We start from the raw sequence: 24,962 nt of genomic DNA on the forward strand, positions 1-24,962 counted from the left end.
CGCGGATGCGACCGAAACTCCGGCCAGACGTCTACTACGTCCCGACCTCCGACGGGGCCTTCATCATCGACAGCGTTCGATCGGTGAATCTGCGCGGTGGATCGATTTATCAGTGGGTGGAACTGCTGGCGCCGAGCCTTGACGGCTCCGCGCAGCTCGACGACCTGGTCTCCGGGCTGTCCCCCGCACATCAGAAGATGGCCCGTGACCTGGTGGCGTTGCTCGAACGCAACGGGTTCGTACGGGACGTCGGCGACGACCTGCCGCACACGCTGACCGAGTCGGAACTGACGCGCTACCAGGCCGAGATCGCCTACGTGGACTTCCGGTGCGAGTCCGGGCCCGCCCGGTTCGAGCGCTGGCGCGACACCCGTCTCGTGGTCGTCGGCCAGGCCCCGCTCGCCGACTCCGCCGCACGCGCCGCCTGGCACCTCGGCTGCCGTCGCGTGGAGGTCGTCGACCCCGCGGAGGACGCCGGCGCCCGCGCCGCGCGCGCCGCCGACGTCGAGGCGCTGAGGGATGAGGACCCCTCGCTCGAACTCGTCGAGACCCCGGCCGCCGACCTCGCCGCGAGCGTGGCCGCCGCCGATTTCGTGGTCGTGCTGACCGAGGACCCGGCGTTGGTCGACACCGTCGCGGGCGCCTGCTCCGCACCCCTGCTGCCGGTCCTGGTCAGCCGGGACACGGCGTGGGTGGGCCCGGTTCCGGGCGGCGCCGCCGGTTGGGCCGACGCGAAGGCGCGGCTGGCCGACACCGGGGCGCTACCCGTGGGTCCTTCCAGTTGGCTGCGCGGTCCCGCCGTGGGCGTGCCCGCCAACACCGCGCTCTTCTCGGTCTTTCGAGCCGTCACCGGCGCCTACCCGGAACCGGTCGCCGGTGAAGTGGAGCGCATCGACCTGCGGACCCTGGAGTCCCAGACCGGGCGGGTGCTCGCGGTCGGCTCCGCCGCGGCGTCCGGCGGGACCCAGGAGTCGTCGGCACCGGTCGACAGCGAGTCGTTCTCCCGGGCCGCGGCCGAACTGTTCGACGCGCTGACCGGCCCCTTCCTGGAGATCGAGGAGCACCCGGTCCAGCTGCCGCTCCGGGTCGCCGTGGCGCGCATGGTCAAGGGCGGTGAGACCAGCGACGTGCTCGGTGCGGCCGACGCCTTCGTCGAGGCCAGGCACAGTGCCACGCTGGCCGCGCTCGGCCGCCTGGCCGCCGCCCATCCGTCGAGCGGGCCCGCCCGGGACCTCGTCAGCGGCGAGCCGGGGCCGGTGGTCGCTCCGGTGGGAATCCGGGACCCCTACGTTCCCGGCATCGGGGCCGCGCTTGACCGTGAGAGCGCGCTTTCCCAGGCGGTGTTCGACTACGCGGCCGAACGGGCCGTGCCGGTCCCGGAGGAGGCCCCGCTGATCGGCCGGGACGACCTCCCCGACGCTGTCGCCGAACAGGCGCACCGGCTTGACCTGCTGACCCGGTCGACCGTACGCCTCTTCCGGCTGGATGCCGAGTTGCCGACGGTCCTGGTCGCCACCGGCGGCCAGCCGCTGGCACGGGCTTCGGGCAAGGACCTGGCGAGCGCCGCCGAGCTGGCCCTGGTCCGGGCCACCACGGCGGTGCAGTGCGCGCCGGAACCGGGCACCGCGCCACCGCCCCCGGACGGGGTTCCCGAACCGGTGGGCACTGCTGCTTCACTGGCCGGACACCTGCTGACGACGGAGGGCGCGGTCAAACTGCTGGCCGCGCGCGGGCTCCGGCTCGGAGCTGTGGAGCTGGACGGCGAGCCGGCCCTGCGGACGGCCACACCGCACCTGGTCAGGGTGGTGGAGCTGTGACCGAGTCGATGACGGCGGCCCCGACCGTGGTCGGGAACGGTGTTCTGGCCGAGGCTCTGCGTGCCGTCGTTCCGCCGGAGTACACGGTGGTGGTCGGCGAGGCCGGGGTACTGCCGGAGATTCCCGCTGGGAGCGGACCGGTGCTGCCGGTGCTCGCGCGCCGGGACCGGCTCTACATCGGCCCGGTGATCCGCGAGGGCCGACCCGGGTGCCCCGAGTGCCTGGAGTCGCGTCTTCTGCTGGCCCGGGAGTTCCCCGAGCCCATGGCCGAGATCGACCGCCGGGACCCGGAGCTCCTGCGCCGGTGGCGTCCGCCGACCCTGACCGGCCTCCACGCCGGGTTCGCGGCCCAGACCGCTGACAGGCTCATCGAGCTGGACCGGGAGGCCGGGGACCGGTTGCCGGTGATGGTGGTGCGGCTTGTCGGTCTCGGCGTGCGGCGGGCGGTGCTCCTGCCGGACCCGCTGTGCGCCGTGTGCGGCGCGCTTCCCGAGGACAACCCCGAGGACACCGAGGTGCTCATGCCGAGCGCCTCGCTGTCCCGCAAGCCGGGTTCCATGCGGACCAAGTCCCTGGTGGACGACGAGTCCTTCCTCCCGACCTACGTGGACCGGGACGTGGGCATGGTCCGCACCCTCTTCAAGTACGGCGGCGGCGTGTTCCCGAACATGACCGCGCCGCTGGGCCTGCGCAACTCCACCGACGTCGAACAGGGCATCGGGCGCACCCCCTCCTACCGCGAGTCGGGTGCGGCCGCGGTCGCCGAGGCGGTCGAGCGCTGGGGCGGGATGAGCCCGTCCGGCCACCGGAGCGTGGTCACGGGCGCCTACCGGGAGCTTCCCGAGGCACTCGACCTGCGGCGGCTGGGCCTGCACGATGAGCACCGCTACGACGAGGAGGGTTTCCCCTGCCAGCGGTGGACCGAGGACGCGGACCTGGACTGGGTCTGGGGCCGGTCCCTGACCCGTGACGCACCGGTGCTCGTGCCGGAGACCTACGCCTACTACCGCACCCGTCTGGTCCGCCCGGACCGTCCCCGGTTCCTCTACGAGATCTCGAACGGCTGCGCGGTCGGCGGTTCGATGCCGGAGACGATCCTGCACGGGCTGATGGAGGTCATCGAGCGTGACGCCTTCCTGATGACCTGGTACTCGCGCCGCACTCCGGAGCGGATCGACCTCGGCACCGCTCGTGGCACCACGGTGCCGCTCCTGCTGGAGCGGATCGAGCGGTTGACCGGGTACACGGTGCACGCCTGGGACACCACGGCCGAGCACGGGGTCCCCAGCGTGTGGATCGGGGTCGTCGATGGGCAGGAGCGTGACGGGTACGCCCGGTTCCTGTGCGCGGCCGCGTCCCACTTCGACATGGAGGAGGCGGTGGCGGCCGGGCTGCTGGAAATCGCCCCGATCATCGCCCAGCACCAGGACGAGCCCGCCGAGGTCCAGGATCTCGCCCGCCGCATGGTCGACGACAGCGACCTGTGCACGTCGATGCTGCACCACAGCCAGCTCAACGGCCGGCCCGAGGCCCAGGACCGCCTGGCGTTCCTGTTCGGCGGCCCCGAGCGGGCGATGGCCGCCCCCGATCCCCGGTTGCACACGGGCGAGCCGACCGACCTGAAGGCGCTGCTCGACGAGACCGTGGAGCGGCTCGGACAGCACGGTCTGGAGGTGGTGGTGGTCGACCAGACCACCCCCGAGCACCGGGCGGGCGGCCTTTTCTGCGTGAAGGTGATCGTTCCGGGGATGCTGCCGATGACCTTCGGCCACAGGTTCCGCCGCGTGCGCGGCCTCGACCGGGTGTTCGAGGCGGCGGCCGAGCAGGGCTTCGACGATGTGAACCCCGACCCGCACCCGTTCCCATGACGAGGACCCATCCGAACACGACGGCGGTACCCGTGACCGGCGACGAGGACGCGGACCTGGTGCGCGAGTACCTGTACGACGTGCACTACCGGTGGCAGGCGATCCACGCGCAGGGGCAGGGCGGGCTCGACGACCCCGCCCGCCCCCCGCTGTTCACCCGCCCCGCCGACCCGCGGCGCAGGTTCCGGCTCCCCGCCGGGCCGCGTCACCGGATCGGCCCGCTCGGGGCCGCGCTCCGGGAGGAGCAGACGCCCCCCGGAGCCGGTGCCGACCGCTCCAGCTCCGGCCGCCGCTCGGATCTGGAGCGGTTGGGCGAGCTGTTGTTCTACGGTTACGGCTTCTCCCGTACGGACCTCGGTCCACAGGTGGAATGGCCCTGGCACCGGACGGTGGCCTCGGCCCGGTGCTTCTACCCGGTGGAGCTGGCGGTGTGGTCGGACGCGGCGCCGGACGGGGTCCACCGTTACGATCCGGCCCATCACGAGCTCTCCGAGCTGCGCGAGGACGTGGGACGGTCCGATCTGGCCGCGGCCTCGGCGGCACGGCTCGACGGTGCGCGGACCGTGCTGGTCGTCACGGCCAGGCTGGGCAAGACCGCCTTCCGGTACCGCAACTACGCCTACCGGCTGGCCACCCAGGAGGCCGGGCTGGTCCTGGGCAACCTCCGGGTCGTGGCCTCGGCCCTTGGCCTGGGCGGCCACACGCGGCTCCGCTTCCTCGACGAGGCCCTCGCCGAACTGCTGGCGCTGCCCGACGACGACTCCGAGTCCGTTCTGGCGCTCCTGCCGCTGTGGGACCGGGCGAACGCTCCGACGGAGCCGGGCTACCGCCCGGCGGCTCCGGTTCCGCCGAGGCGGACCGTGGTCCCCGTGGCCGGTGGAAGCGGCCTCGAACCGGTGCTGAGCCACCGGACCCTGGCGGTCGAACGGGCCTCGAGGCTGCACGACCCGGCGGAGCTGGAACCGGTCGGGGCGGCGGCCGGCCCTCCGCTGGCCGGTGCTGAACCGGCGGCGGGCTCCGACACCGACCTGCCGCTGGCGCCGCTGCGGCAGGAGAGCGGAACCGACACGGGGGCGGCGGTGCTGCGCCGCGACTCCGGCCCGGACGTGTTCCTGCCCGCCGCGAAGCCGGTGCCGGTGGGGGTCGTGGCCGACATCCTGCTCGACGCGGTCCGGCCGGACGCCGACGACCTGTGGCACGAGACGGCCCCGCCCGAGGTGGGGCTGCACGTGATCGCGGGAGCGGTCACCGACCTGCCGCAGGGGCACTACCGCTACGTGGACGGCGCTCTGCGCACCGTGAGCCGCGCAGACCTGCGCCCCCCTTTCCAGGCCATGGACGTGTGGCGGACGGAGATCAACGTACGGACCGCGCCGCTGATGGTGGCGGTCACCGCGGACGCCGCGCGGTTGCTCGAACACCACCCCAGGCGTGCCTTCCGCGCGACCCAGCTGCTCACCGGAGTGGTGGCGCAGCGGGTCTCGCTGGCCGCGGCCGCACACGGGCTGTCCGCGCGGGTGACCAACAGCTACGACGCCGACGAGTGTGCCCGCCTGCTGGGGCTGGACGGTGAACGGGAGATACCGGTGTTTCTTCTGGTACTGGGCGAGCCCAACGCGCCCTGGCACCTGGGGATGAGGGTGCGGCCTTGATCGTCGTACGCGTAGCGGGCCTGCCCAGCGGCAGCGCACGGGTGGGCGAGCTGCCCGGCACCGCCCGCCTTCTGAACGACCTCGACGCCCTCCAGAGGGACCTGGGCCGCCAGGGCGAGGAGTTGGCCGACCTGATCCACACGGCGGTGGGTGGCTGTGAGGACCGGGCCGTACGCCGGGCGCTGCTGGCCTGCCGCCGGGCGGTGCACAACGGGCGTCCCCCCAAGGCGCTGCCGGAAGAGGCCCTGGTCCGGCTGTCGGCGCCAGCGCGAGAGCTCCTCGGCCAGCTGGGCTCGTACCACCAGGAGCTGGACCGGTGCCTGGAGGAGGCACGCGCTTCGTTTCGCACCGAAAGGGCGCAGGCCGAGCACCGACTGGCCGACCTGGCCCGGGACACGGACTTCCGACGTGCTCTGGCGATGGCCAGCGACGCCCTGTTCCCCGACGTCGAGGCGTGGCTCTGCGGCCCGCCCAGCGCGCCCGAACACCTCAACACCCGCAGGCGCGTGGCCAACTACGTGCTGCGGACTGCCTTGAAGACCAGCCCCTTCTCCACCCTGACCACCGCAGGGCCGTTCCCCGCCGGGGGCGGGGCCACAGCACAGGACGCGCGCGGGGAGACGGAGGCGCTCCAGGTCCCGGCACCGACCGGGCTCTCCCGCCACCTCGAGCTCAACGCCGAGGTCGAGTTCCAGCTGGAGCGCCTGCTGGTGATCGCGCACGGCCCGCTGCTCCTGCGGACCAACCCGACCCTGACCGTCACGGGAGAGCGGGTCCTGGCCGCGCACGCGGACGGGCGCTGTGTGGGGGTTCCCGCCCGACCGTGGCTGCTCGCACTGGTCCGACGGGCCCGAGACGGCGCCTGCCCGGCCGAACTCGCCGGTTTCCTCACCGCCGAGTTCGGTGCGGCGCCGGCCGAGGCCGAGACGATGCTCGGCCAGCTGGTCGGGGCCGGTCTCCTCCAGAGTGACCTCGGCGTGCCGGACCAGGCACCGGACCGGTTGACCGGCGCGGCCGACCGCCTCGGGCTGCCGGAGGACTCCCCGGTCCGGCGGATCGGCGAGGCGGCACGCGAGGCCGAGGCCGCCGACGCCCCGGCCGACCGCTGGCGTTCCCTGGGCCGCCTGCGCGCGACGGTCGGTGAGGCGCTGACCGACGCCGGAGGCGATCCTTCCCTGATCCCCGGCAAGTACCTCTGCTACGAGGACGTCCTGCCCAGCTGGTCCGCCCCGCCCCGGACCCCGGACTGGTCGGTGCTCGACGACGACCTGCACCGCGTCCGACGCCTGGTGTCGGTGTTCGACGGGGCCCTGCCCGGCCGTCTGGCCATCGCGGAACGGCTCCGGCAACGGTTCGGAGACGGCGCCCGTGTGGGACTGTTGGAGGCATGGCTGGCCTGGAACGAGGGCGATTCCCCGGGCGGGTGGCCGGAGGGGGCCCGGCTGCGCGGGCTGCGCGACAACCCCTTCCACCTGGCGGACAGCGGTGTGCCCAGGGTCGATGAGCTGCGCCGGCTCCAGAGCGGGCTGCTGGACCTCCTCACCCCGCCGCTTGACTGCGGCCCCGGCTTCGACGCCGACACCGACGCCGTGGACCGGTTGCTCGACGCCCTGCCCGCCTGGCTGCCCCGCGACCACCCCATGACCCTTTTCCTCCAGCCCCTGGCCGACGGCACCGTGGCCTTCAACGCGGCCGCTCCCGGACACGGGACGGCGGGCTCGCGGGTCCGCCGCTGGTCAGGTCCGCCCGCACCGCGGGGGGACGAGACAGGGCCCCTTCTCGTCGAGGCGGCGGGCCTGTTCCGCAGTTCCCTCAACCGGGTGGCGCCGCACGCGACCCACGAACTGGTCTGGCCGGGGTGCGTCCCCTCCCTGCCCCCGGAGCGGCGGGTGCGCCCCGCCGACCTGGAGATCCGCCTGGATCCGGCCGGGCTCCCAGCCCTGTGGTGGCGCTCGGCGGGCCGCCCGGTGCGGCTCATCCACCGGGGGACCATGGGCCGGTACTGGTTTCCGCCGCTGCTGCGCTTCCTGCTCGACCTGGCCGCCCCCATGGCCGAGGCGTGGGCCCTGGTGGGTCGGTCCCGCGCGCTCCACTCGGCTCCCCGACCGTCCAAGGCCTCGGTTCTGCCACGGCTGCGGGTCGGCGGAGTCCTCCTGGAGCGCCGGAGCTGGATCGTGCCCCGCGCAGAGCTGGACCTGGGTGAGGGGCGTGACGACTTCGACCGCTTCGTCGGAGTTCGCCGCGTGGTCCGGGACCTCGGGCTGCCCGACGTCGTCTTCGCGCGGGCCGCCGACGCCGTCGACTCCGCCGAGCGGGTGATGGAGAAGGCCAAGGACCGCAAGCCGCGGCCGCTGGACCTGTGTTCCTGGTGGGGGGCGGCGGAACTGACCCGGCTGTCCAGGGGCCGGGACCTGCTGTTGTTCCAGGAGGCCGCGCCGGACGTGTTCGGTCCGGACCGGGTCGTGGAGTACGCCGTCGAACTGCCGGGAGACCGACCATGAGCGGCTGGATCACCGCCCACTGCTACTACCACCAGGACCCTTCGGCGGTGGTCGCCTCCGTCGTCGCGCCGACCGTGCGGGCACTGGCAGACCGGGCCCCGCGCTGGTTCTACGTCCGCTACTGGACCGGCGGACCGCACCTCAGGTTCCGCCTCCGGGTGCCCGACGCCGGTCACCGTGAGTTCGCGCGCCGACAGGTCCGGGACCGCTTCGCGGAGCTGGTGCGGACGCGTCCCTCACGCACCGCCGCCGACCCCGCTGAGTACCGGCGGCTCGTCGGGCTGATCGGCGAGCCGGGTGAGGAGGCGGGCGGTGAACTGCTGCCGGACAACACCCTCACCTGGGAGGTGTACCGGCCCGAGACCGGGATGTACGGCGGACCCGAGGCCATGGAGCACGTCGAGGAGTTCTTCACCGCGTCGAGCCGCGACGCCCTGGCCTACGCCGGAACCCCGACCGACTCCGTGGCCCGTGCCGTGTGGTGCATGGCCAGCGGACTGGCCGCGGTCGGCGACGCGCACTGGGTGAACCGGTTCGTCGATCACATGGTCGGGCGCTGGATCGGTGAACGGACCGGTGCCCGGTGGCAGGGGATCGTCGACCAGTCGTGGCAGCGCTCCGGGGAACGCGTCCGCCAGCTCGTCCGGCATGCCCTGACCGCGAAGCCCACAGGCGGCGAGGGGGAGTGGCTGACGGCCTGTCGGCGGCTCCAGGGCGGGCTCGGGGACGTAGCGGCGCGTGGTCTGCTGAGACCGCCCGAGGGCAGCGCACCGCACGACATCGAAGACCTGGACCGGGGGATGGTGACTCTTTCCGCGCTGCACATGCACAACAACCGACTCGGGGTTCACATGGAACGTGAAGCACTGGTGATGGAACTGCTCAGGCTGGCCTTGGCCGAGACCGTGTCGGTGAAGCCGTGACGGCTTCCCGGCGGCTCCGGGTCGCCTATCACGACCCCGACCCCGCGCCGCTGCTGCGGTCCGGGGTACGACCGCTGATCGGGGAACTGGCGGCCGCGGGTCTACCCGCCTTCTGGACACGGCACTGGCGCCGGGGGCCGCACCTGAGGATCGTCGTGGACGCCGACGACGCCGCCTGGGAGCGGATCGTGCGCCCCGCGGTGGAACGCCACCTCCGGCCCGCGCTCGCCGCCTTCCCGTCCACCACCGTGCTCGACCCCGAGCCGCTCCGGGAGGCCTACCGGCAACTGGCCGAACGCGAACGCGAGCACGGCCCGCTGGAACCCCAGCAACCCGACAACACCGTCGAGGAGGAGCCGCACGACCCGCGCCTGCACGTACTCGGTACGCACGACGCGGTGGAGCTGTTCGAGGGCTTCCAACAGCGGACCGGCGAGGCCGCGCTCACCATAGCGGTGGGCGAGGGCCCCGCGCGGAGCACCCACGTCGTCGACCTGATGCTGCTCATAGCGCGGCAGGTGGGCGGCTACCTCGAACGCGGTTTCGTCTCCTACCGCTCCCACGCCGAGGCGCACATCATGGGCAGCCCGGATCCGCGGGCGGTCCGGTCTCTCTTCGACGAACGCTCGGCCCGACTGCGCGACCCCCTCGTGCGCCGGGTACGGGCCCACGCCGAGGGGCCCGCCTCCCACGTGGATCCGCTGACCGCGTCTGTGGGCCGGGAGCTCGTCCGGGCCGCCGCCGACGCCCGGCCGCTGCTCGCGGACGGCCGACTCGACCTCGACGGGCCGATCGCGACCGGCGGGGGCGGTGAGGGCGGCGGCGCGACCGTGGAACAGACGCGCCACAGCGCCTTCCACCGGGCCCTGCGCGCTTCCGGGGACTTCGAGCAGACCCTCCGCGAGGCCCCCTGGTTCCTCCGCTACCGGGTGGCGCTGAACCTGCTGTACCTGCACCTGGCGCGGATCGGCATCCGCCCGGTGGACCGATTCCTGTACTGCCATGTCGTCGCCGACGCGGTGGAGCAGGCCTGTGGGGTCGACGCCGTGGCGATGGTGGCCGCGGGCAAGACCGAACTCGTAGAAGGGCATTCATGAGCACGGCCGAGCGCACGAACGCGACCGACACCGACCAGGACACCGTCCTGGCCTACCTGGCCGACCGCGAGCTGCCGCAGGTGTCGGGGGCGTACCAGCTCTATCCGACGAGGGCGGGCCGACCGGGCATCGGTGAGCACCCCCTGCCCCGCCCCGTCCGCCGGCCAGCCGGACCGGTCGACCGGATCTCCCGCATGCTGGCCACCGGCAACGGTCTCGCGCGGCACCGCTTCCTGACCGTCTCCGGGGCACGGGCCTTCCTGCCCACCGGAGCTCCGGGGTGGGGCTTCGACGAACAGCACGTGATGACCACCCTGCTCCGGCTCGTCGCCAGCGGCGGTGCGGCCTACCCGGTCGATCTGTGGCTGCTCTCGGGCGGGGTGCCGGGGCTGCCGACCGGAGCCCATCGCTACAACCCCGTCCACCACGCGCTGACGCGGGTCACCACCGATGATCCGCGGCCACGGCTGGCTCGGGCCCTGGGCGGACCGGTCTCCGATCTGACCATCGTGCTGACGACCCGGCTGGAGCGCACCACCGGCCGGTACGGGAAGTTCGCCCACCGGCTGCACCTGCTGGACACCGGCCACACACTGGCCCAGCTGCTGATCGCCGGTCGCGACCTGGGCTGGGAGTGCGCTCCCCGGCTGTCCTTCGCCGACGACGAGATCGAGTATCTGCTGGAGCTGGGCGACGAGACCGAGATCGCCTTCGCGGTCGTCACGGTCGGGCCCACCCGCGAGGTCGCGCCCGCGAGCGAGCCGGCCCCTGTGCGGGTGCCGCCGGTTCCCGACCGCTACCCCCAGGACGTCCTCATGGCCGCCCGCCGGTCCGTGCCGGGGCCGGAACTGGAGTTCGGCGAGATCACGATGCCCCGTGACCCTGAGCGGGCCATGCTGCGCCGCCGCAGCCCGGTAGGCGGATTCGTGGCGCCGCCGCCGTCAGCCGACGACCTCGCACCGGTGGCTGCCGCGGTCGACTCGGTACTGGCGCCGCTGGGCGGCTACGGGGAACTCGTACCGCCGAAGGACCCGCGGGTGGCCACCCGGATCGGGGCTCCGGGCCACCGGCTCAACCTCTCGCTCGCCGGGGTGGTGGTACCGGTCCTGGACCTGCCCGCGCTGGTCCGGGAGCACGGGCCGGGCGCCTTCAGGGTGGGGGCCGTCGCCACCGGCGTCGCCTTGCAGGCGGCGGCACTGGTCGCGGCGGACCGCGGCTTGGGAACCTTCCCGCTCTGTGCCTACGACGGCCCGGGGATCGAGGGGAACCTGGAGTTGCCCGACGCCTCCACGATGTGCGTGGCGCCGATCGGTGTGGCCGCCCATGTCGGAGCCTCGCTGGAGGTACCGCTCTGAACCGTTGACGGGAGCTTTTTCGGAGCTCCTGCGCCCACGCCGGAGGGCGTCGAGGATCGGTGTGTTGACCGGCCCCGGCGCCCCTACGAGCACGATTCACGCCCACCTGGACGACCACGTCACTACCCTGGCGTGTCGGCCCACGCCCGGGCAGAGACGCCTTAGCCCCCATATCCCCCGTGATCTTGCTACCAGGAGCAAGTTCGGCGCCGAACTTGCTCCTGGTAGCAAGATCATCTGCAGGAGGGGGGACGTGTTGCGGTCCCGGGGCGCGTCAGGCGCCCTCGAAGAGAGCGCGCACCTGATCCCTGGTCCTCGGCTGTAGCGGCTCTGACCAGGCCCGCCATGTCTGCTCGGTCAGCTCCTCCGCGGTGGCGTCCAAGCCCAGCTCCTCGAACTCGGTGGGGAAGCCCCACCGCCGCAGGAGGCCGACCAGGGCGTCGGCGGCTTGCGTCGGGGTGACCGAAGCCCCCGTGAGGCCCAGCGCGCGGCCGCCCAGATCCGCGAGCCGGTCCCTGTGCCCGGCCAGTTTGTCGCCGTCGACGACCAGGCGCGCCCACCGGGTCAGCAGAACACCCAGGGCCGGGCCCTTGCGCAGGCCGTGCGCGGTGAGTGTGTTCGTCGGGTACCAGATCCAGAACGAGTGCTGGTGGCGGCCGATCTGGTGCACGGTGAACGTGCTGACGCTGGCGGCCAGCGCGATCGTGCCCCGCGCCTGCAGGTCGTCTCCGTCGGCCAGGGCCCGGTCCGCGGCCGGGACCACCGCTCTGATCTGGCCGACCGCGATCTCGTCGGGCAGGGCCGTGGTGGGCGGGTCCGACACCATGGGTACCAGGAGCCGGGCGACCGTTTCGAGGGCCCCCTCCGCGGTCAGGGCTGGTGGCAGTGACGTGTGCAGAATCGGGTCGATCACCGCGACCCTGGGGAACAGGGACCAGTGGACCAGGAAACGGCGGTCTCCACCGTCGGCCAGGCTCGCTTTGGCGTTGACCTCGCTACCGGTCGCCGCGGTGGTGGGCACCGCCACCACTGGCAGACCGCCGCGCGTCACGGGCTGGGGGAGGACGAATCCGCCACCGGGTCGCCACCCCGAGAGCAGCCCGGGCAGTGCGGCTGCGGCAGCGGCCGCCTTGGCCAGGTCCAGTACCGTTCCGCCGCCGACCGCGCAGACGGAGCGGACACCGGACTCCCGCAGGCGCTTGGAGAGTTCTTCGGCCTCCTGCCGGGTCGGCGTGCTGGCCGCGCGGCGGATGAGCAGTTCGGGTGAGAGGCGCTCCAACAGTGGTGCGATTCCGGGAGCCGCCGCCTCGGCGCGCTCGTCGACGATGACCGCGACCGGGCGGCCGGCCCGCTCGACCTCCAACGGTACGTCGCGTAGGCGGCCAGCACCGAAGTCGATTCTGGTGGGTACCCACCAGTGGGGGTTGGTTCCAGCACTGGTGGCTGTCATCGCGACCTCACCGCCTTCAGCGCTCCGGTCAGCCGGGCCGCTATCTCGTCCACTTCGGCGTCGGTGACGACGAGCGGGGGGAACAGCAGGAGGCACCGGCGACTCAGGTGGACCAGGAGGCCGTTGCGCTGGCACAGATGGCTGACCATCGCCATCTCCATCGGGGACAGCGGCTCCCCGCTCCGGGAGTCCCGCACCAGTTCCACGGCCAGGGCCAGACCCTCACCGCGAACCTCGCCGACGATGTCGAGTTGGAGGAGGGCGTCGAGGTGCTTGCGCAACCGGGCCCCGGCCTCGGCCGATCGCCGCACCAGGTTCTCCTTCTCGACGACCTCCAGCGTGGCGAGCGCGGCGGCGCAGGCGGCGGGGTTGCCGGACTGGGTCTCACCGTGGGTGAGGTAGGCCCCCGAGCTCTCGTAGGCCTCGTAGACCTCGGCGGGGAAAAGCGTGGCGGCCAGCGGGAGGTAGCCGCTGTTGATCCCCTTGGACATGGTGACCACGTCCGGCCGGATACCGGTGTGCTCGGCCCCGAACATTCTTCCCGTGCGGCCGAAACCCGTCGCCACCTCGTCGACGATCAGGTGGGCCCCCATCCGTTCGGTGGCAGCGGCGACCTCCTCCAGGAAGCCCTCCGGCGGCATGAGGACGCCGCCAGAACAGAGGATCGGCTCGACGATGACCGCCGCGACCCGGTCTCCCTCGGTCCGTTCCAGTTCGGCCAGGGCCTCTCGGCAGGCCGCCTCGTCCGGCCCCAGCCCGCGCTCGGCGGCGAACGGGTCCGGGAAGGGGAGCAGACGGTTCCACCGGCGGTCGACCCCGTACTCCTCCTGGTCGAGGTCCTCGCCGGTCAGGGCCATGGCGCCGATGCCTGTGCCGTGCCAGGAGTGGGTGTCGAAGGAGACGAGCAGGCGGCGTTCGGGCTGGCCGATGAGGCTGCGGTAACGGCGCAGCACCTTGACCGCGGTCTCGTTGGCGGAGGACCCCGAGGTGGAGAAGTAGACCCGCTCGAAGCGGCCGGGCGCGATGTCCAGAAGCCGTGCCGCGAGGGTACGGGCGACGTCGTGGTCGTATCGGAACAGGGTCCCGTAGGAGAACCGGCGCAACTGCTCCGAGACGGCGTCGACGATCACGGGGTGGTTCCACCCGCAGGTCACGTTCCACAGGCCCGAGGTCGCGGAGAGATAGCTGTTGCCCGCGTCGTCCCGGACGCGCACTCCCTCACCGGCGACGAGGGTGGTCCCTCCGCGTTCGAACATGTTCATCGAGGTCATCGGCAACCACAGGGGAGAGGGTGCCGATGCTTCTGGGGGAGCGGCGGGCCGCCCGTTAGCGTTCATCTCGCACTTTCTTCCCTGGGTTCGGTCGGCGCTGGACCCAGCATGGGTGAAACCACTTACACCTGGATTACTGCCCGGTTGCACCGTAAGAGGTATTCGTCCTATTTTCTTCACGTACAAACGTCACCACCGGCGATGACTGGACACGGAAAGTGATAAGCAGGCTGGCCTGTTCCGGACACATGGAGTTGGGTAAAGCATCTCCCGACAGGAGGCGACGTGATTGAGTTCGGCATTCTCGGCCCACTCGTGATTTATCGGGACGGCGTTCCCATTGAACTCCGGGCCCCCATGCTGCGCCGCCTGTTGGCGGTGCTGTTGAGCCAGGGCGGGGACCGCCTGTCCCTGGACGAACTGGCCGAGGCCCTCTGGGAGGGGAACCCGCCGGGCGGTGCCCGCAGCACCCTGCAGGTGTACGTGCACCGGCTGCGCAAGGCTTTGGGCGACAGCGGCCGCCTGGCGCGGGACGGCCTCGGCTACCGCATGGAGCTGTGCAGTGCCCAGGTCGACGCGAGGTATTTCGAGACCACCGTGAACCTCGCCCGCAGGGCTCGAAGCCAGGGCGAGCTGGGGCAGGCCGCCGAACTGCACGGCCGGGCCACGGGACTGTGGCGGGGCAGACCGTACTCCGACATTCCCAACAGCGGCGTCGTGGGGAACGAGATCAGGCGGTTGGAGGAACTCAGGCTGCTGGCCAGTCAGGAACGGATCGAAATCGACCTGGACCGAGGGCACCACGCACGGCTGGTGCCCGAACTCGCGGAGCTCGCCTCCGCCCACCCCTACCGTGAGAGGCTGCTGGCCCTGCTGATGCTCGCGCTGTACAGGTCGGGCCGCCAGGCCGAGGCGCTGGAGGTCTACCGTGCGGCCCGGATCCGCCTGGCCCGGGAGCTGGGCATCGATCCCACCTCGGTCCTGCGCAGACTCCATGAGGCGATCCTGCGGGCCGACAACCAGCTCCTGCTGATCACCTCCGACACACTCGACGGCAGATGGGAAACGAGCGCCGCCTAGCGGAGGCGCGCTGTGACGGCCCGCGGGACTGGGAGCGATTCCAGTCCCGCGGGCGGATGGTTTCCGGAGGGTTTCGAAAGATTCATCTTCCCATTAACGCAGTGTCTTTCTTCTCCGGAAAGGGATTGTCCCGCCCGGAACCGGGGTGTGGATTTCTGCGCCGTTTCGACCGCCCCGCTGAGAACACCGGGAGGTTCTCGGATCCTCTTGGCGGGATTGCCGCGCCCGGTGGCATGCGTTCCCGGTCTCCGACACGGAACTCCGAAGAAACCGCTGGCCGGGGCCTTTGTTCGGCAGCTGTGGCGAGAGGGGGCGGTGTGGGCCACGACCGGCGGACGCGTCCCGGTGGGTACCCGGGGCGCGCCTTGGGTACGGTCCAGCCATGGCCAAACCGTACAGCGACGCCCTGGTGGCCGACGGTCCGCTCCTGTTCGTCTCCGGGCAGGTCCCGCAGGCGCCCGACGGCGGTGTCGTCGGTGACGCGGCTGGGCAGACCCGGCAGATCTTCCGGAACATGGAGGCCGTCCTGGCCCGACACGGGGCCGACCTGAGCCACGTGGTGAAACTGACCTACTACCTCCGGCACATCGCCGACCTGGACGAGTTCCGCTCCGCGCTCCTGGGCTCCCTGCCCGACGGACACCGGCCCGCGGCCAGCCTGGTGGAGGTGAGCGGCCTGGTCGACCCCCGCTTCCTGGTGGAGATCGACGCCGTCGCCTGCCTGCCCAGGGAGAACGCTTGACCGCCCCCGAACCCTCTGTCCCCGAACCCTCGGCCGGGGTCCTGGAACGCTTCGCCACGCACCTGGCCGGTGAACTGGGCCGGTCCCCGCACACCGTGCGCGGCTACCTGGCCGACGCCAGGTCCCTCCTCCACGACCTCGATTCCCGCGGCCACGCCCCGGCCGACCTGGACGTCCCCCTGATCCGCGCCTGGCTCTCCCGGGCGCGGTCCACCGGGGCGAGCCGCTCCACGGTGGCCCGCCGGGTGGCGGCGGTGCGCGCCCTGACTCGCCTCCTGCACCGCGAAGGGGTCCTGACCATCGACCCTGGCCCCCGGCTGTCCGCGCCCAGGCAACAGCGCTCCCTGCCCGCCGTGTTGGACGAGGAGCAGGCGGCGGCCGTGCTGGAGGGCTTCGTGCCGCAGACCCCGGTGGAGCTGCGCCGCCACGCGGTCGTGGAACTGCTCTACGCCACCGGTATCCGGGTCGCCGAGCTGTGCGCCCTGGACCTGGACGATCTCGACCGCTCCCGGAACACCGTCCGGGTGCTGGGCAAGGGGAACAAGGAGCGCACGGTCCCGGTGGGAGTCCCGGCCCTGGACGCCCTGGACGCCTGGACCGCCCGGGGCCGCCCGGAACTGGCCACCGGCACCGGCGGAGCCGCCCTCCTCCTGGGTGCCCGCGGCGGTCGCCTGGGTGTACGCCAGGCCCGCGCGGACGTGCACGCCCACTTCCGGGCGGCGGGCCTGGACAGCGCCCCGCACGGCCTGCGCCACAGCGCCGCCACCCACCTGCTGAACGGCGGAGCGGACCTGCGCAGCGTCCAGGAGTTCCTGGGCCACTCCAGCCCGCGGAGCACCCAGATCTACACCCACGTCTCCGTGGACCGCCTGCGCAGCGCCTACCGGCAGGCCCACCCCCGCGCCTGAGCCGCTGCTGCGGCGCCGCCCGCATCAGCGGTGACGGGCCCAGCGGGAGCAGACGGACCTCACCATGGCCCACCAGGCCCAGGGGGTCCAGGTAGGTGGTGTCGCGGAGCAGGCCCCAGTGCAGGCAGGGGCGGTGCGGGCAGTGCCGCGGGGCGGCGGACAGGGTGCCCAGGGGTTGGTCGCCGACCGGGTCCCCCCGGGTGACGGCGGGATCCACCGGGAGGTAGGTGGTGCGCAGGTCGCCGTGCGAGACGCTGACCACGCCCACACCGGCGACCCGGCCGGCGAAATGGACCCGGCCCGGGCCCGCCGGGTGGATCGGCTGACCGGGTCGGGCCGCCAGGTCCACGCCCCGGTGGCCCGGCAGCCAGCGCTGCGCGGGTGGTTCGAAGCGGCGCAGGACCTCCACGGGAGGGTCCACCGGCCAGCGCCAGGAGGGCTCGGGCGAGGTCGCCGATAGCGCGGTTCGGTGGGGGAAAACGGGGAAGAGCAGGAGCGAGAGCGACAGCAGGAGGTGCCAGATGCGGCGGATTCCCATGAATCCAGAATGCGCTCGCCGGCCGCCCTTCGCCAGAGGAGGACCGGGCCTGTGGACAACCCCCGCCCGAGCCCTCCGTAGAGGTGTCGCGCTCTCGGAGATCTGCCTGGACACAAGGCTGTTCCGTGGTGTGTCCGACGGAGGATAGAATCATCCGTGGCCCGTAGGGCCAAACCACAATACGCACGCCCACCCGCCTCCTCCGGGAGGGGTCGCACCCACGGTCCACACCGCTTCGGCGGGGTGGCGGTACGGCCGGGGCGTCAGGATCAACCGAAGGCGGAGAAAGCATCCGCCACCGCAAGGAGGACCAGTCATGGCCACAGTCGTGACCATCCGCCAGCTCCTGGAGAGCGGCGTCCACTTCGGGCACCAGACCCGTCGCTGGAACCCCAAGATGAAGCGCTTCATCTTCACCGAGCGCAACGGCATCTACATCATCGACCTCCAGAAGTCGCTGGCGTACATCGACCGCGCCTACGAGTTCGTCAAGCAGACGGTCGCCCACGGTGGCACCATCCTGTTCGTCGGCACGAAGAAGCAGGCGCAGGAGGCCATCGACGAGCAGGCCCGCCGCGTCGGCATGCCTTTCGTCAACCAGCGTTGGCTGGGCGGCATGCTCACCAACTTCTCCACCGTGCACAAGCGGCTCCAGCGCCTCAAGGAGCTGGAGGAGATCGACTTCGACGACGTCGCCGGCTCCGCGCTCACCAAGAAGGAGCTGCTGAACCTTCGCCGTGAGAAGGACAAGCTCGAGCGCACCCTCGGTGGTATCCGCGACATGTCCCGCGTGCCCAGCGCCGTGTGGATCGTGGACACCAAGAAGGAGCACATCGCGATCAGCGAGGCTCGCAAGCTGAACATCCCGGTCGTCGCGATCCTCGACACCAACTGCGACCCGGACGAGGTCGACTACCCGATCCCGGGTAACGACGACGCCATCCGCAGCGTCAGCCTGCTCACCCGCGTCGTCGCCGACGCCGTCGCCGACGGTCTGCTGGTCCGCTCCGGCGCCTCCGGCGCGACCGAGGAGAAGGCCGCCGAGGAGCCCCTGGCCGAGTGGGAGCGCGAGCTCCTCGAGGGCAAGAGCGAGACGGCTGCCGCCGAGGCCGCCGCCGAGCAGGCCCCGGCCGAGACCGCCACCGTGGCCCCGGCCGACGAGGTCGCCGCCGAGGCTCCGGCCGAGGTCACCGCCGAGGACTCCCCGGTGGACGCCCCCGAGCAGGCCCCCGAGGCTCCGGCCGAGGACAAGGCCGCCGAGTAGTCAGCGGTTCCTTCCGGGAACTCAGCGGCCCGGGAAGACCGTCGCCTGTGTGCCGCCTCGCCCCTGTGGGCGGGGCGGCCCGCGCGGTACTCACCCGGGCCGTTCCACTGCCAGATCAGACTTCACTTCAAGGGAATCCGAGAACAGTCATGGCGAACTTCACCGCCGCGGACGTCAAGAAGCTGCGCGACGCGACCGGCGCCGGCATGATGGACTGCAAGAAGGCCCTGACCGAGGCCGACGGCGACTACGACAAGGCCGTCGAGGCCCTGCGGATCAAGGGCGCCAAGTCCGTCGACAAGCGCGCTGACCGCACCGCCGCCCAGGGCATGGTCGTCCTCAAGCAGCAGAGCGAGGGCAAGGCCACCCTCATCGAGCTCAACTGCGAGACCGACTTCGTCGCCAAGAACGACGGCTTCATCGCGCTGGCCAACGAGGTCGCCGACTTCGTCGTCGCCCAGGACAGCGATGACATCGCCGTCGTCGCCGCCGCCGAGATCGAGCCGGGCAAGAGCCTCCAGGCCTACATCGAGGCCAAGAGCGCGATCATCGGCGAGAAGCTCGAGTTCCGTCGCATCGCCAAGTTCGACGGTGCCTTCGTCGCGAGCTACCTGCACAAGTCCGACCCGGACCTGCCCCCGACCATGGGCGTCCTGGTCGAGCTGGACAAGAAGGACGAAGAGGTCGGCAAGGACCTCGCCCAGCAGATCGCCGCTCTGGCCCCGCAGTACATCAGCAAGGACGACGTCCCCGCTGAGACCGTGGCCAACGAGCGTCGCATCGCCGAGGAGACCACCCGCGAGGAGGGCAAGCCCGAGCAGGCCATCCCCAAGATCGTGGAAGGCCGTCTCAACGGTTACTTCAAGGACGTGACGCTGCTCGGCCAGCCGTTCGTCAAGGAGAACAAGAAGACGGTCCAGAAGGTCGTCGACGAGGCCGGCGTTACCGTCAAGCGCTTCGTCCGCTTCAAGGTCGGCCAGGCCTAGAGGCTTTGACATGATGGAGGTGCCGGGGAGACTTCTCTCCCCGGCACCTTCTGGTGGATATGGGCGGATTCCAGGCGCCGAATGCCTCATCCGCCCGCAGCAGGAGTACTCGGGGGACCCTGTGCCACTCGGGGAGAACAAGGGAGGCCACAGGCCGTGTCGGAGAACGAAGCGTTGACCAGCGAACCCGCCATGCACAATTCCGGTTGGAAACGGGTCATGCTCAAGCTCTCGGGGGAGGCCTTCGCCGGTGGCGGCGGGCTCGGTATCGAGCCCGAGGTCGTCCAGTACGTGGCGGAGTCCATCGCGGAGGCGGTCTCCGAGGGGATCCAGGTCGCCGTCGTCGTCGGCGGCGGCAACATGTTCCGCGGAGCGCAGCTCACCGAAGGCGGGATCGAGCGCGGCCGTGCCGACTACATGGGGATGCTCGGCACCGTCATCAACTGCCTCGCCCTCCAGGACTTCCTGGAGCGCCTGGGCGTGGACACCCGCGTGCAGACCGCGATCCACATGAGCCAGGTCGCGGAGGCCTACATCCCGCGCCGCGCCATCCGCCACCTGGAGAAGGGCCGCGTGGTCATCTTCGGTGCCGGTCTCGGTGCGCCGTTCTTCTCCACCGACACCACCGCCGCCCAGCGCGCGCTGGAGATCGGCGCCCAGGCGGTACTCAAGGGCACCCAGGTCGACGGCGTCTACGACGCCGACCCGCAGCGCAACCCGGACGCGGTCAGGTTCGACAAGCTCAACTACAACGAGGTCCTCACCCGCGGCCTCAAGGTCATGGACGCCACGGCCGTCAGCCTGTGCATGGACAACGGGCTGCCCATCGTCGTCTTCGACCTCATGAGCCAGGGCAACATCCTGCGCGCGGTCCGCGGTGAGAAGATCGGCACCATCGTCGGTCCGGCCTCCGTCTAGGCGGAGGACAGGTCGGCCGCGACAGCAAGCCACGAACACCCAGCCGAGAACCCGGGAGCGCCACAATGATCGAAGAAACCCTCCTTGAGGCCGAGGAGAAGATGGAGAAGGCCGTGACCGTGGCGAAGGAGGACTTCGCGACGATCCGCACCGGCCGCCCCACCCCGGCCACCTTCAACAAGATCACCGTCGACTACTACGGTGCCCGCACGCCGATCAACCAGTTGGCCTCCTTCTCGGTGCCCGAGCCGCGGATGGTCGTCATCTCCCCGTTCGACGTCAACGCGCGCACCGAGATCATCAACGCGATCCGCAACAGCGACCTGGGCGTCAACCCCTCCGACGACGGCCAGGTCATCCGCGTGGTCTTCCCGGACCTGTCCGAGGAGCGCCGCAAGGAGTACGTGAAGGTCGCGCGCACCAAGGCCGAGGACAGCAAGGTCTCGATCCGCAACGTGCGCCGCCGTGCGAAGGACAGCTTCGAGAAGGGCGTCAAGGCGGGCGAGCTCGGCGAGGACGAGGCGCACCGCGCCCAGGTCGAGCTGGACGAGCTCTCCCAGAAGTACGTCGCCGCCATCGACGAGCTGTTGAAGCACAAGGAATCTGATCTTCTCGAGGTTTAGCCGGTGAGCACACCTTCCAAGGGCTCTGGAGGCGATGACCACTCGCCGGAGCACAGACCCGACGACAATCCCCCGTCCGCGGCGGGCGACCCCGCCGCGGACACGGCCGCCGGGCAGCGCTTCGTGCTGCACAAGCCGGGGGGTGCACCGGTCAAGACCGGTCGCAACCTCCCGGTGGCCATCGCCAGCGGGTGCGCCCTGGGCGCACTCGTCTACTTCTCGATCTTTCCGTGGCCTCAGCTGTTCACGATCATCACCTCCCTGGGGGTGCTGATCGGGCTCCGCGAGCTCAACCGGGCGTTCGGCGGCAAGGGCATGACCCTGGCCGTGGTCCCGTTGGCCGCGGGCGGTGTGGCCATGCAGGCCGGGGCCTACTTCGGCGGGGCGGACTGGCTGGTGGGCATCACCGCCGCCACCGCCATCGCCTGCCTGGCCTGGCGGTTGAGGGGAGGGGCCGAGGGGTTCGTCGCCGACGCGTCGGCGAACCTGTTCGTCCTGGTGTACCTGCCGTTCCTGCTCGCCACGTGGATGCTGCTCATCGCGCATCCCGAGGACGGTCAGCAGCGGCTCGTGGTGTTCATCGTCGTGACGATCTCCAGCGACATCGGCGGTTACTTCGCCGGGATCCTGCTGGGTCGGCACAAGATGGCGCCGGTGATCAGCCCGAACAAGACCTGGGAGGGCTTCGGCGGCTCCGTGGTGGGCTGCGCGGTGGCGGGTGCGCTGTGCGTGACCCTGCTGTTGGACGGCCCCTGGTGGGTCGGCGTGGTCCTGGGTCTGGCCGTGGTCCTGGCGGCCACGGTCGGCGACCTCATCGAGTCGCTCTTCAAGCGCGATCTCGGGGTCAAGGACATGGGCCGGTTCATGCCGGGCCACGGCGGTCTGATGGACCGCATCGACTCGCTGCTCATCGCGGGTCCCGTGGTCTGGATCGTGCTGAGCCTCCTGTTGCCGTAGGTAGTGACGAAGCCGGGCCCCCGGCCTCGCGGCACCCAGCGATGGACTGGGCGCCACGAGACCGGGGGCCTTCGCCGTGTCCGGGCCGGTACCCCGCCTCGGCGGTCACCGGGAGCCGGGGTGCGGGGGATGCCCTCGCGCAGGCGTGTGGATACGCTCGACGGGTGGAAGAACCGCTGATCGAGAGAATGCGCGAGTACGGCGAGACGATCTTCGCCGAGATGACTCGCCTGGCAGTCGAGACCGAATCCGTCAACCTCGGGCAGGGTTTCCCCGACACCGACGGGCCGCGCTCCCTTCTGGAAGGCGCGACCCGCAACATCATGGCGGGGGTGAACCAGTACCCGCCCGGCCCGGGCCGCCCCGAGCTTCGCCAGGCGGTGAGCCGCTACCGCTCCCGCCACTACGGGCTGGACTTCGACCCGGACTCCGAGGTCTACGTGACCGTAGGCGCCACCGCCGGGATCGCCGCTTCGATGCTGGCACTGGTGGAGCACGGGGACGAGGTGGTCGTCTTCGAGCCGATGTACGACTCCTACGCCGCGATGATCTCCCTCGCGGGCGGGGTGCGCCGCCCGGTCGCGCTGCGTCGCGAGCCGTCCAGCGGACGCTTCACCTTCGACCCCGCCGAACTCCGTGCCGCGATCACCCCGCGCACCCGGCTGATCATGGTCAACACCCCGCACAACCCCACCGGCACGGTCTTCACCGAGGCCGAGCTGGCGGAGATCGCCGAGGTCTGCCGCGAGAACGACCTGATCGCGGTCACCGACGAGGTGTACGAGTTCCTCACCTTCGACGGCCGCCCGCACGTCCCGCTGGCCTCGCTGCCGGGCATGCGCGAGCGGACCCTGTCGATCTCCTCCGTGGGCAAGATGTTCGCGGTCACCGCCTGGAAGACCGGTTGGGTCACCGGCCCCGAGCCGCTGGTGCGCGCCGTGCGCACGGTCAACCAGTTCCTCACCTTCTCCGCCAACGGCGCCCTCCAGCTGGCCATCGCCGACGCGATGGACAACGAGTGGGAGTGGGTCCAGCAGCAGCGGCGTGCGCTCCAGGACAAGCGGGACCGCCTCGCCGAGGGGCTGACCGCCACCGGGTTCGACGTGAACGTGTGCGAGGGCACCTACTTCCTGATGGCCGACATCCGGCCGCTGGGCTACCTGGACGGCGAGGACGTCGCCCGCGCCCTGCCCCGCGAGGCCGGGGTGGCGGCGGTTCCGGCCAAGGTGTTCTACGACCACCAGGAGGAGGGCCGGCACCTGCTGCGCTTCGCCTTCTGTAAGAAGGACGAGGTCCTCGACGAGGCGGTCCGCCGCCTGACCACCTGGCACAAGCGCGAGAACTAGACCGGGCGGGCGGGGACGGTCCGCCCGGCCCTGTCAGCCGAGCCTGCCGAACACCGGTGCGGCCGGGGGCAGCCGGTCGCCGTCCCCGCCCAGCTGCGCGGTGAGCCGTGCGGCGGCGCCGGGCAGGAAGGGCCGCAGCAGCCGGGCCAGTTCCCGGCAGGTGGCCACCAGCTCGCCGAGCACCGTGTCCAGAGCCTCGGGACCGGCCTGCCCGGTGCGCTCGGCGCGGGCCAGGACCCACGGTTCGTGGTCGGCGACGAACCGGTTGCCCTCGTCGGCCAAGGCGACCAAGGCGCCGGTGGCCGCCCGCAGGTCGAAGGCGCGCACGGCCGCGTCCACCTGTTCGGCAGCCGCAGCCCGGGTCTTGGCAAGAGAGGGCTCCCCGGTCCGGGAGTCCGCCCCTGACACCACCCCGGAGCGGTACTTGGCGACCATGGTCACGGTCCGGTTGACGAGGTTGCCGATGGTCTTGGCCAGGTCCTCGTCGTGCCGGGTGACCAGGCGGGCCTCGGTGTAGTCGGTGTCCCCGGAGCGGCCGACGTCGCGCAGCAGCCACCAGCGCAGCGCGTCCGTGCCGTGGGCCCCGGTGATGGCGACGGGGTCGACGGAGCTGCCCGCCGACTTGCTGATCTTCTCGCCGTCGGCGGTGAGGTACTCGTGCACCAGCACCGTGGTGGGCAGGGTGAGACCGGCCGAGAGCAGCAGGGCGGGCCAGTACACAGCGTGGAAGCGCAGGATGCCCTTGCCGATCACGTGCACCCGCTGGTCGGCGCGGGTCCACCAGTGGTCGTAGCCCCCGGGGTCGGTGCCGTAGCCGGGTCCGGTGATGTAGTTGGCCAGGGCGTCGTACCACACATAAATGACCTGCCCGGGGTCGCCGGGTACCGGGATCCCCCAACCGCGTGCGCGCTCCACGCTCCGCGAGACGCTGAAGTCCTCCAGCCCGGACTCGATGAAGGAGAGCACCTCCCGGCGGCGGAAATCGGGTTCGACGAGCAGCTCACCCGAGGAGATGAGCTCCCGCAGCGGTTCCTGGTAGCGGCTGAGCCGGAAGAACCAGTTCTCCTCCGCGATCTCCTCGGGTGCGCTCCGGTGCTCCGAACACAGCCCCTCGGGGAGCTCGTCGGGGGAGTAGAACTGCTCGCAGCCGGTGCAGTACAGCCCGGTGTAGCTCCGGCGGTACAGGTCGCCGCGTTCCAGACAGGCGTTCCAGAGCTTCTCCACTCCGGGCCGGTGGCGCGGGTCGAAGGCGGTGCGTACGGAGTCGTCGAACGAGAGTCCGAGCGGCCCGGCCAGATCGAGGAAGCGCCGGGAGACCAGATCCACGTACTCGGCGGTCTCCAGACCGGCCGCACGGGCGCTGAGCACGTTCTTCAACGCGTTGTCGTCGGTGCCGGTCTGTGCCCGTACCTCGTCGCCGGCCTCCCGGTGGTACCGGGCCAGCGTGTCGGCCTGCACGAGCTCCAGGGCATGCCCCACATGGGGCGCGCCGTTCACATAGGGGATGGCCGTGGTGACGTAGTAACGATCCATGGTGGGAACCTTTTCCGGCCCCACCAGGAACCCTCCGCCGGGAAGGCCCAGTGGGGCCTTTCCGCGGACAGGGGGTGGTCAGAGCACGCGGGGAAGGCCGGATGACATCATCATCCGGCTCATCATCGAGAAG

The 24,962-nt window shown here is 71.5% G+C and carries 19 protein-coding genes and 1 pseudogene; 16 read left to right on the top strand and 4 right to left on the bottom strand.

Features of this window, described 5'->3' with window-relative positions:
• Positions 1 to 5 precede the first annotated feature (5 nt).
• The 7 genes from NE857_RS07315 to NE857_RS07345 are packed head-to-tail and all read left to right on the top strand — an operon-like array spanning position 6 to position 11,213.
• Positions 6 to 1,817, top strand: coding sequence for a hypothetical protein (locus NE857_RS07315; protein WP_254420304.1), 1,812 nt, complete (start codon positions 6 to 8; stop codon positions 1,815 to 1,817).
• Positions 1,814 to 3,685 carry a TOMM precursor leader peptide-binding protein gene (locus NE857_RS07320; RefSeq protein WP_254420305.1) on the top strand — a complete coding sequence of 624 codons (1,872 nt, stop codon included), beginning with the start codon at positions 1,814 to 1,816 and terminating at the stop codon, positions 3,683 to 3,685. The genes NE857_RS07315 and NE857_RS07320 overlap by 4 nt, the downstream gene beginning before the upstream one ends.
• Complete coding sequence (locus NE857_RS07325; RefSeq protein WP_254420306.1) at positions 3,682 to 5,337, top strand: SagB family peptide dehydrogenase; 1,656 nt, start codon at positions 3,682 to 3,684, stop codon at positions 5,335 to 5,337. The genes NE857_RS07320 and NE857_RS07325 overlap by 4 nt, the downstream gene beginning before the upstream one ends.
• The gene (locus tag NE857_RS07330) at positions 5,334 to 7,838 is read left to right on the top strand and encodes a lantibiotic dehydratase (protein ID WP_254420307.1); all 2,505 of its coding nucleotides are present in this window, start codon (positions 5,334 to 5,336) and stop codon (positions 7,836 to 7,838) included. The genes NE857_RS07325 and NE857_RS07330 overlap by 4 nt, the downstream gene beginning before the upstream one ends.
• Positions 7,835 to 8,761, top strand: a complete 927-nt coding sequence (locus tag NE857_RS07335; protein ID WP_254420308.1) for a lantibiotic dehydratase C-terminal domain-containing protein — start codon at positions 7,835 to 7,837, stop codon at positions 8,759 to 8,761. The genes NE857_RS07330 and NE857_RS07335 overlap by 4 nt, the downstream gene beginning before the upstream one ends.
• A complete protein-coding gene (locus NE857_RS07340) occupies positions 8,758 to 9,858 on the top strand; it encodes a thiopeptide maturation pyridine synthase (RefSeq protein WP_254420309.1) in 1,101 nt (366 codons plus the stop codon). The genes NE857_RS07335 and NE857_RS07340 overlap by 4 nt, the downstream gene beginning before the upstream one ends.
• On the top strand, positions 9,855 to 11,213 hold the full coding sequence (locus tag NE857_RS07345) for a SagB/ThcOx family dehydrogenase (RefSeq protein WP_254420310.1): 1,359 nt from the start codon (positions 9,855 to 9,857) through the stop codon (positions 11,211 to 11,213). The genes NE857_RS07340 and NE857_RS07345 overlap by 4 nt, the downstream gene beginning before the upstream one ends.
• Before the next feature lie 274 nt (positions 11,214 to 11,487).
• Here NE857_RS07345 and NE857_RS07350 read toward each other — a convergent pair whose 3' ends face one another.
• A complete protein-coding gene (locus NE857_RS07350) occupies positions 11,488 to 12,663 on the bottom strand; it encodes an iron-containing alcohol dehydrogenase (protein ID WP_254420311.1) in 1,176 nt (391 codons plus the stop codon).
• Positions 12,660 to 13,934: an aminotransferase family protein gene (locus tag NE857_RS07355; RefSeq protein WP_254420312.1), complete on the bottom strand. Its 1,275-nt coding sequence runs from the start codon at positions 13,932 to 13,934 to the stop codon at positions 12,660 to 12,662. Before NE857_RS07355 ends, NE857_RS07350 begins: the two co-directional genes overlap by 4 nt.
• Before the next feature lie 285 nt (positions 13,935 to 14,219).
• On the opposite strand from NE857_RS07355, the gene NE857_RS07360 reads away from it, so the two are divergent.
• The 3 genes from NE857_RS07360 to NE857_RS07370 all read left to right on the top strand — a co-directional run bounded on the left by NE857_RS07360 (position 14,220) and on the right by NE857_RS07370 (position 16,664).
• On the top strand, positions 14,220 to 15,014 hold the full coding sequence (locus NE857_RS07360) for an AfsR/SARP family transcriptional regulator (protein ID WP_254420313.1): 795 nt from the start codon (positions 14,220 to 14,222) through the stop codon (positions 15,012 to 15,014).
• A 382-nt stretch (positions 15,015 to 15,396) separates the two neighbouring features.
• On the top strand, positions 15,397 to 15,756 hold the full coding sequence (locus NE857_RS07365; RefSeq protein ID WP_254420314.1) for a RidA family protein: 360 nt from the start codon (positions 15,397 to 15,399) through the stop codon (positions 15,754 to 15,756).
• Positions 15,753 to 16,664: a tyrosine recombinase XerC gene (locus tag NE857_RS07370; RefSeq protein WP_254420315.1), complete on the top strand. Its 912-nt coding sequence runs from the start codon at positions 15,753 to 15,755 to the stop codon at positions 16,662 to 16,664. The genes NE857_RS07365 and NE857_RS07370 overlap by 4 nt, the downstream gene beginning before the upstream one ends.
• 142 nt (positions 16,665 to 16,806) lie before the next feature.
• On the opposite strand, the pseudogene NE857_RS07375 reads toward NE857_RS07370, so the two are convergent.
• Positions 16,807 to 17,202, bottom strand: a pseudogene (locus NE857_RS07375) (peptidoglycan DD-metalloendopeptidase family protein); the annotation flags it as partial.
• 316 nt (positions 17,203 to 17,518) lie between these two features.
• Between NE857_RS07375 and rpsB the strand changes: the two are divergent.
• The 6 genes from rpsB to NE857_RS07405 all read left to right on the top strand — a co-directional run bounded on the left by rpsB (position 17,519) and on the right by NE857_RS07405 (position 23,296).
• Positions 17,519 to 18,466: a 30S ribosomal protein S2 gene (gene rpsB, locus NE857_RS07380; RefSeq protein WP_254420316.1), complete on the top strand. Its 948-nt coding sequence runs from the start codon at positions 17,519 to 17,521 to the stop codon at positions 18,464 to 18,466.
• A 149-nt stretch (positions 18,467 to 18,615) separates the two neighbouring features.
• The gene (gene tsf / locus NE857_RS07385) at positions 18,616 to 19,452 is read left to right on the top strand and encodes a translation elongation factor Ts (protein WP_254420317.1); all 837 of its coding nucleotides are present in this window, start codon (positions 18,616 to 18,618) and stop codon (positions 19,450 to 19,452) included.
• Between the two features lie 192 nt (positions 19,453 to 19,644).
• Positions 19,645 to 20,370, top strand: coding sequence for a UMP kinase (gene pyrH / locus NE857_RS07390; protein WP_254421906.1), 726 nt, complete (start codon positions 19,645 to 19,647; stop codon positions 20,368 to 20,370).
• A gap of 65 nt (positions 20,371 to 20,435) precedes the next feature.
• The gene (gene frr / locus NE857_RS07395) at positions 20,436 to 20,993 is read left to right on the top strand and encodes a ribosome recycling factor (protein ID WP_017580760.1); all 558 of its coding nucleotides are present in this window, start codon (positions 20,436 to 20,438) and stop codon (positions 20,991 to 20,993) included.
• 3 nt (positions 20,994 to 20,996) lie between these two features.
• A complete protein-coding gene (locus NE857_RS07400) occupies positions 20,997 to 21,950 on the top strand; it encodes a phosphatidate cytidylyltransferase (RefSeq protein WP_254420318.1) in 954 nt (317 codons plus the stop codon).
• Between the two features lie 164 nt (positions 21,951 to 22,114).
• The gene (locus tag NE857_RS07405; protein ID WP_301184315.1) at positions 22,115 to 23,296 is read left to right on the top strand and encodes a pyridoxal phosphate-dependent aminotransferase; all 1,182 of its coding nucleotides are present in this window, start codon (positions 22,115 to 22,117) and stop codon (positions 23,294 to 23,296) included.
• Between the two features lie 33 nt (positions 23,297 to 23,329).
• On the opposite strand, the gene metG is transcribed toward NE857_RS07405, so the two are convergent.
• Positions 23,330 to 24,829: a methionine--tRNA ligase gene (gene metG / locus NE857_RS07410; RefSeq protein WP_254420319.1), complete on the bottom strand. Its 1,500-nt coding sequence runs from the start codon at positions 24,827 to 24,829 to the stop codon at positions 23,330 to 23,332.
• Positions 24,830 to 24,962 lie beyond the last annotated feature (133 nt).

Source organism: Nocardiopsis exhalans (assembly GCF_024134545.1).
Lineage (GTDB): Bacteria > Actinomycetota > Actinomycetes > Streptosporangiales > Streptosporangiaceae > Nocardiopsis > Nocardiopsis exhalans.

What these genes read in the sequence shown, in the direction of transcription:
- NE857_RS07315 (WP_254420304.1), top strand. Translation starts at nt 6, where the DNA reads ATGCGACCGAAACTCCGGCCAGACGTCTACTACGTCCCGACCTCCGAC.
- NE857_RS07325 (WP_254420306.1), top strand. Translation starts at nt 3,682, where the DNA reads ATGACGAGGACCCATCCGAACACGACGGCGGTACCCGTGACCGGCGAC.
- NE857_RS07335 (WP_254420308.1), top strand. Translation starts at nt 7,835, where the DNA reads ATGAGCGGCTGGATCACCGCCCACTGCTACTACCACCAGGACCCTTCG.
- NE857_RS07345 (WP_254420310.1), top strand. Translation starts at nt 9,855, where the DNA reads ATGAGCACGGCCGAGCGCACGAACGCGACCGACACCGACCAGGACACC.
- NE857_RS07350 (WP_254420311.1), bottom strand. Translation starts at nt 12,663, where the DNA reads ATGACAGCCACCAGTGCTGGAACCAACCCCCACTGGTGGGTACCCACC.
- NE857_RS07355 (WP_254420312.1), bottom strand. Translation starts at nt 13,934, where the DNA reads ATGACCTCGATGAACATGTTCGAACGCGGAGGGACCACCCTCGTCGCC.
- NE857_RS07365 (WP_254420314.1), top strand. Translation starts at nt 15,397, where the DNA reads ATGGCCAAACCGTACAGCGACGCCCTGGTGGCCGACGGTCCGCTCCTG.
- rpsB (WP_254420316.1), top strand. Translation starts at nt 17,519, where the DNA reads ATGGCCACAGTCGTGACCATCCGCCAGCTCCTGGAGAGCGGCGTCCAC.
- tsf (WP_254420317.1), top strand. Translation starts at nt 18,616, where the DNA reads ATGGCGAACTTCACCGCCGCGGACGTCAAGAAGCTGCGCGACGCGACC.
- pyrH (WP_254421906.1), top strand. Translation starts at nt 19,645, where the DNA reads ATGCACAATTCCGGTTGGAAACGGGTCATGCTCAAGCTCTCGGGGGAG.
- frr (WP_017580760.1), top strand. Translation starts at nt 20,436, where the DNA reads ATGATCGAAGAAACCCTCCTTGAGGCCGAGGAGAAGATGGAGAAGGCC.
- metG (WP_254420319.1), bottom strand. Translation starts at nt 24,829, where the DNA reads ATGGATCGTTACTACGTCACCACGGCCATCCCCTATGTGAACGGCGCG.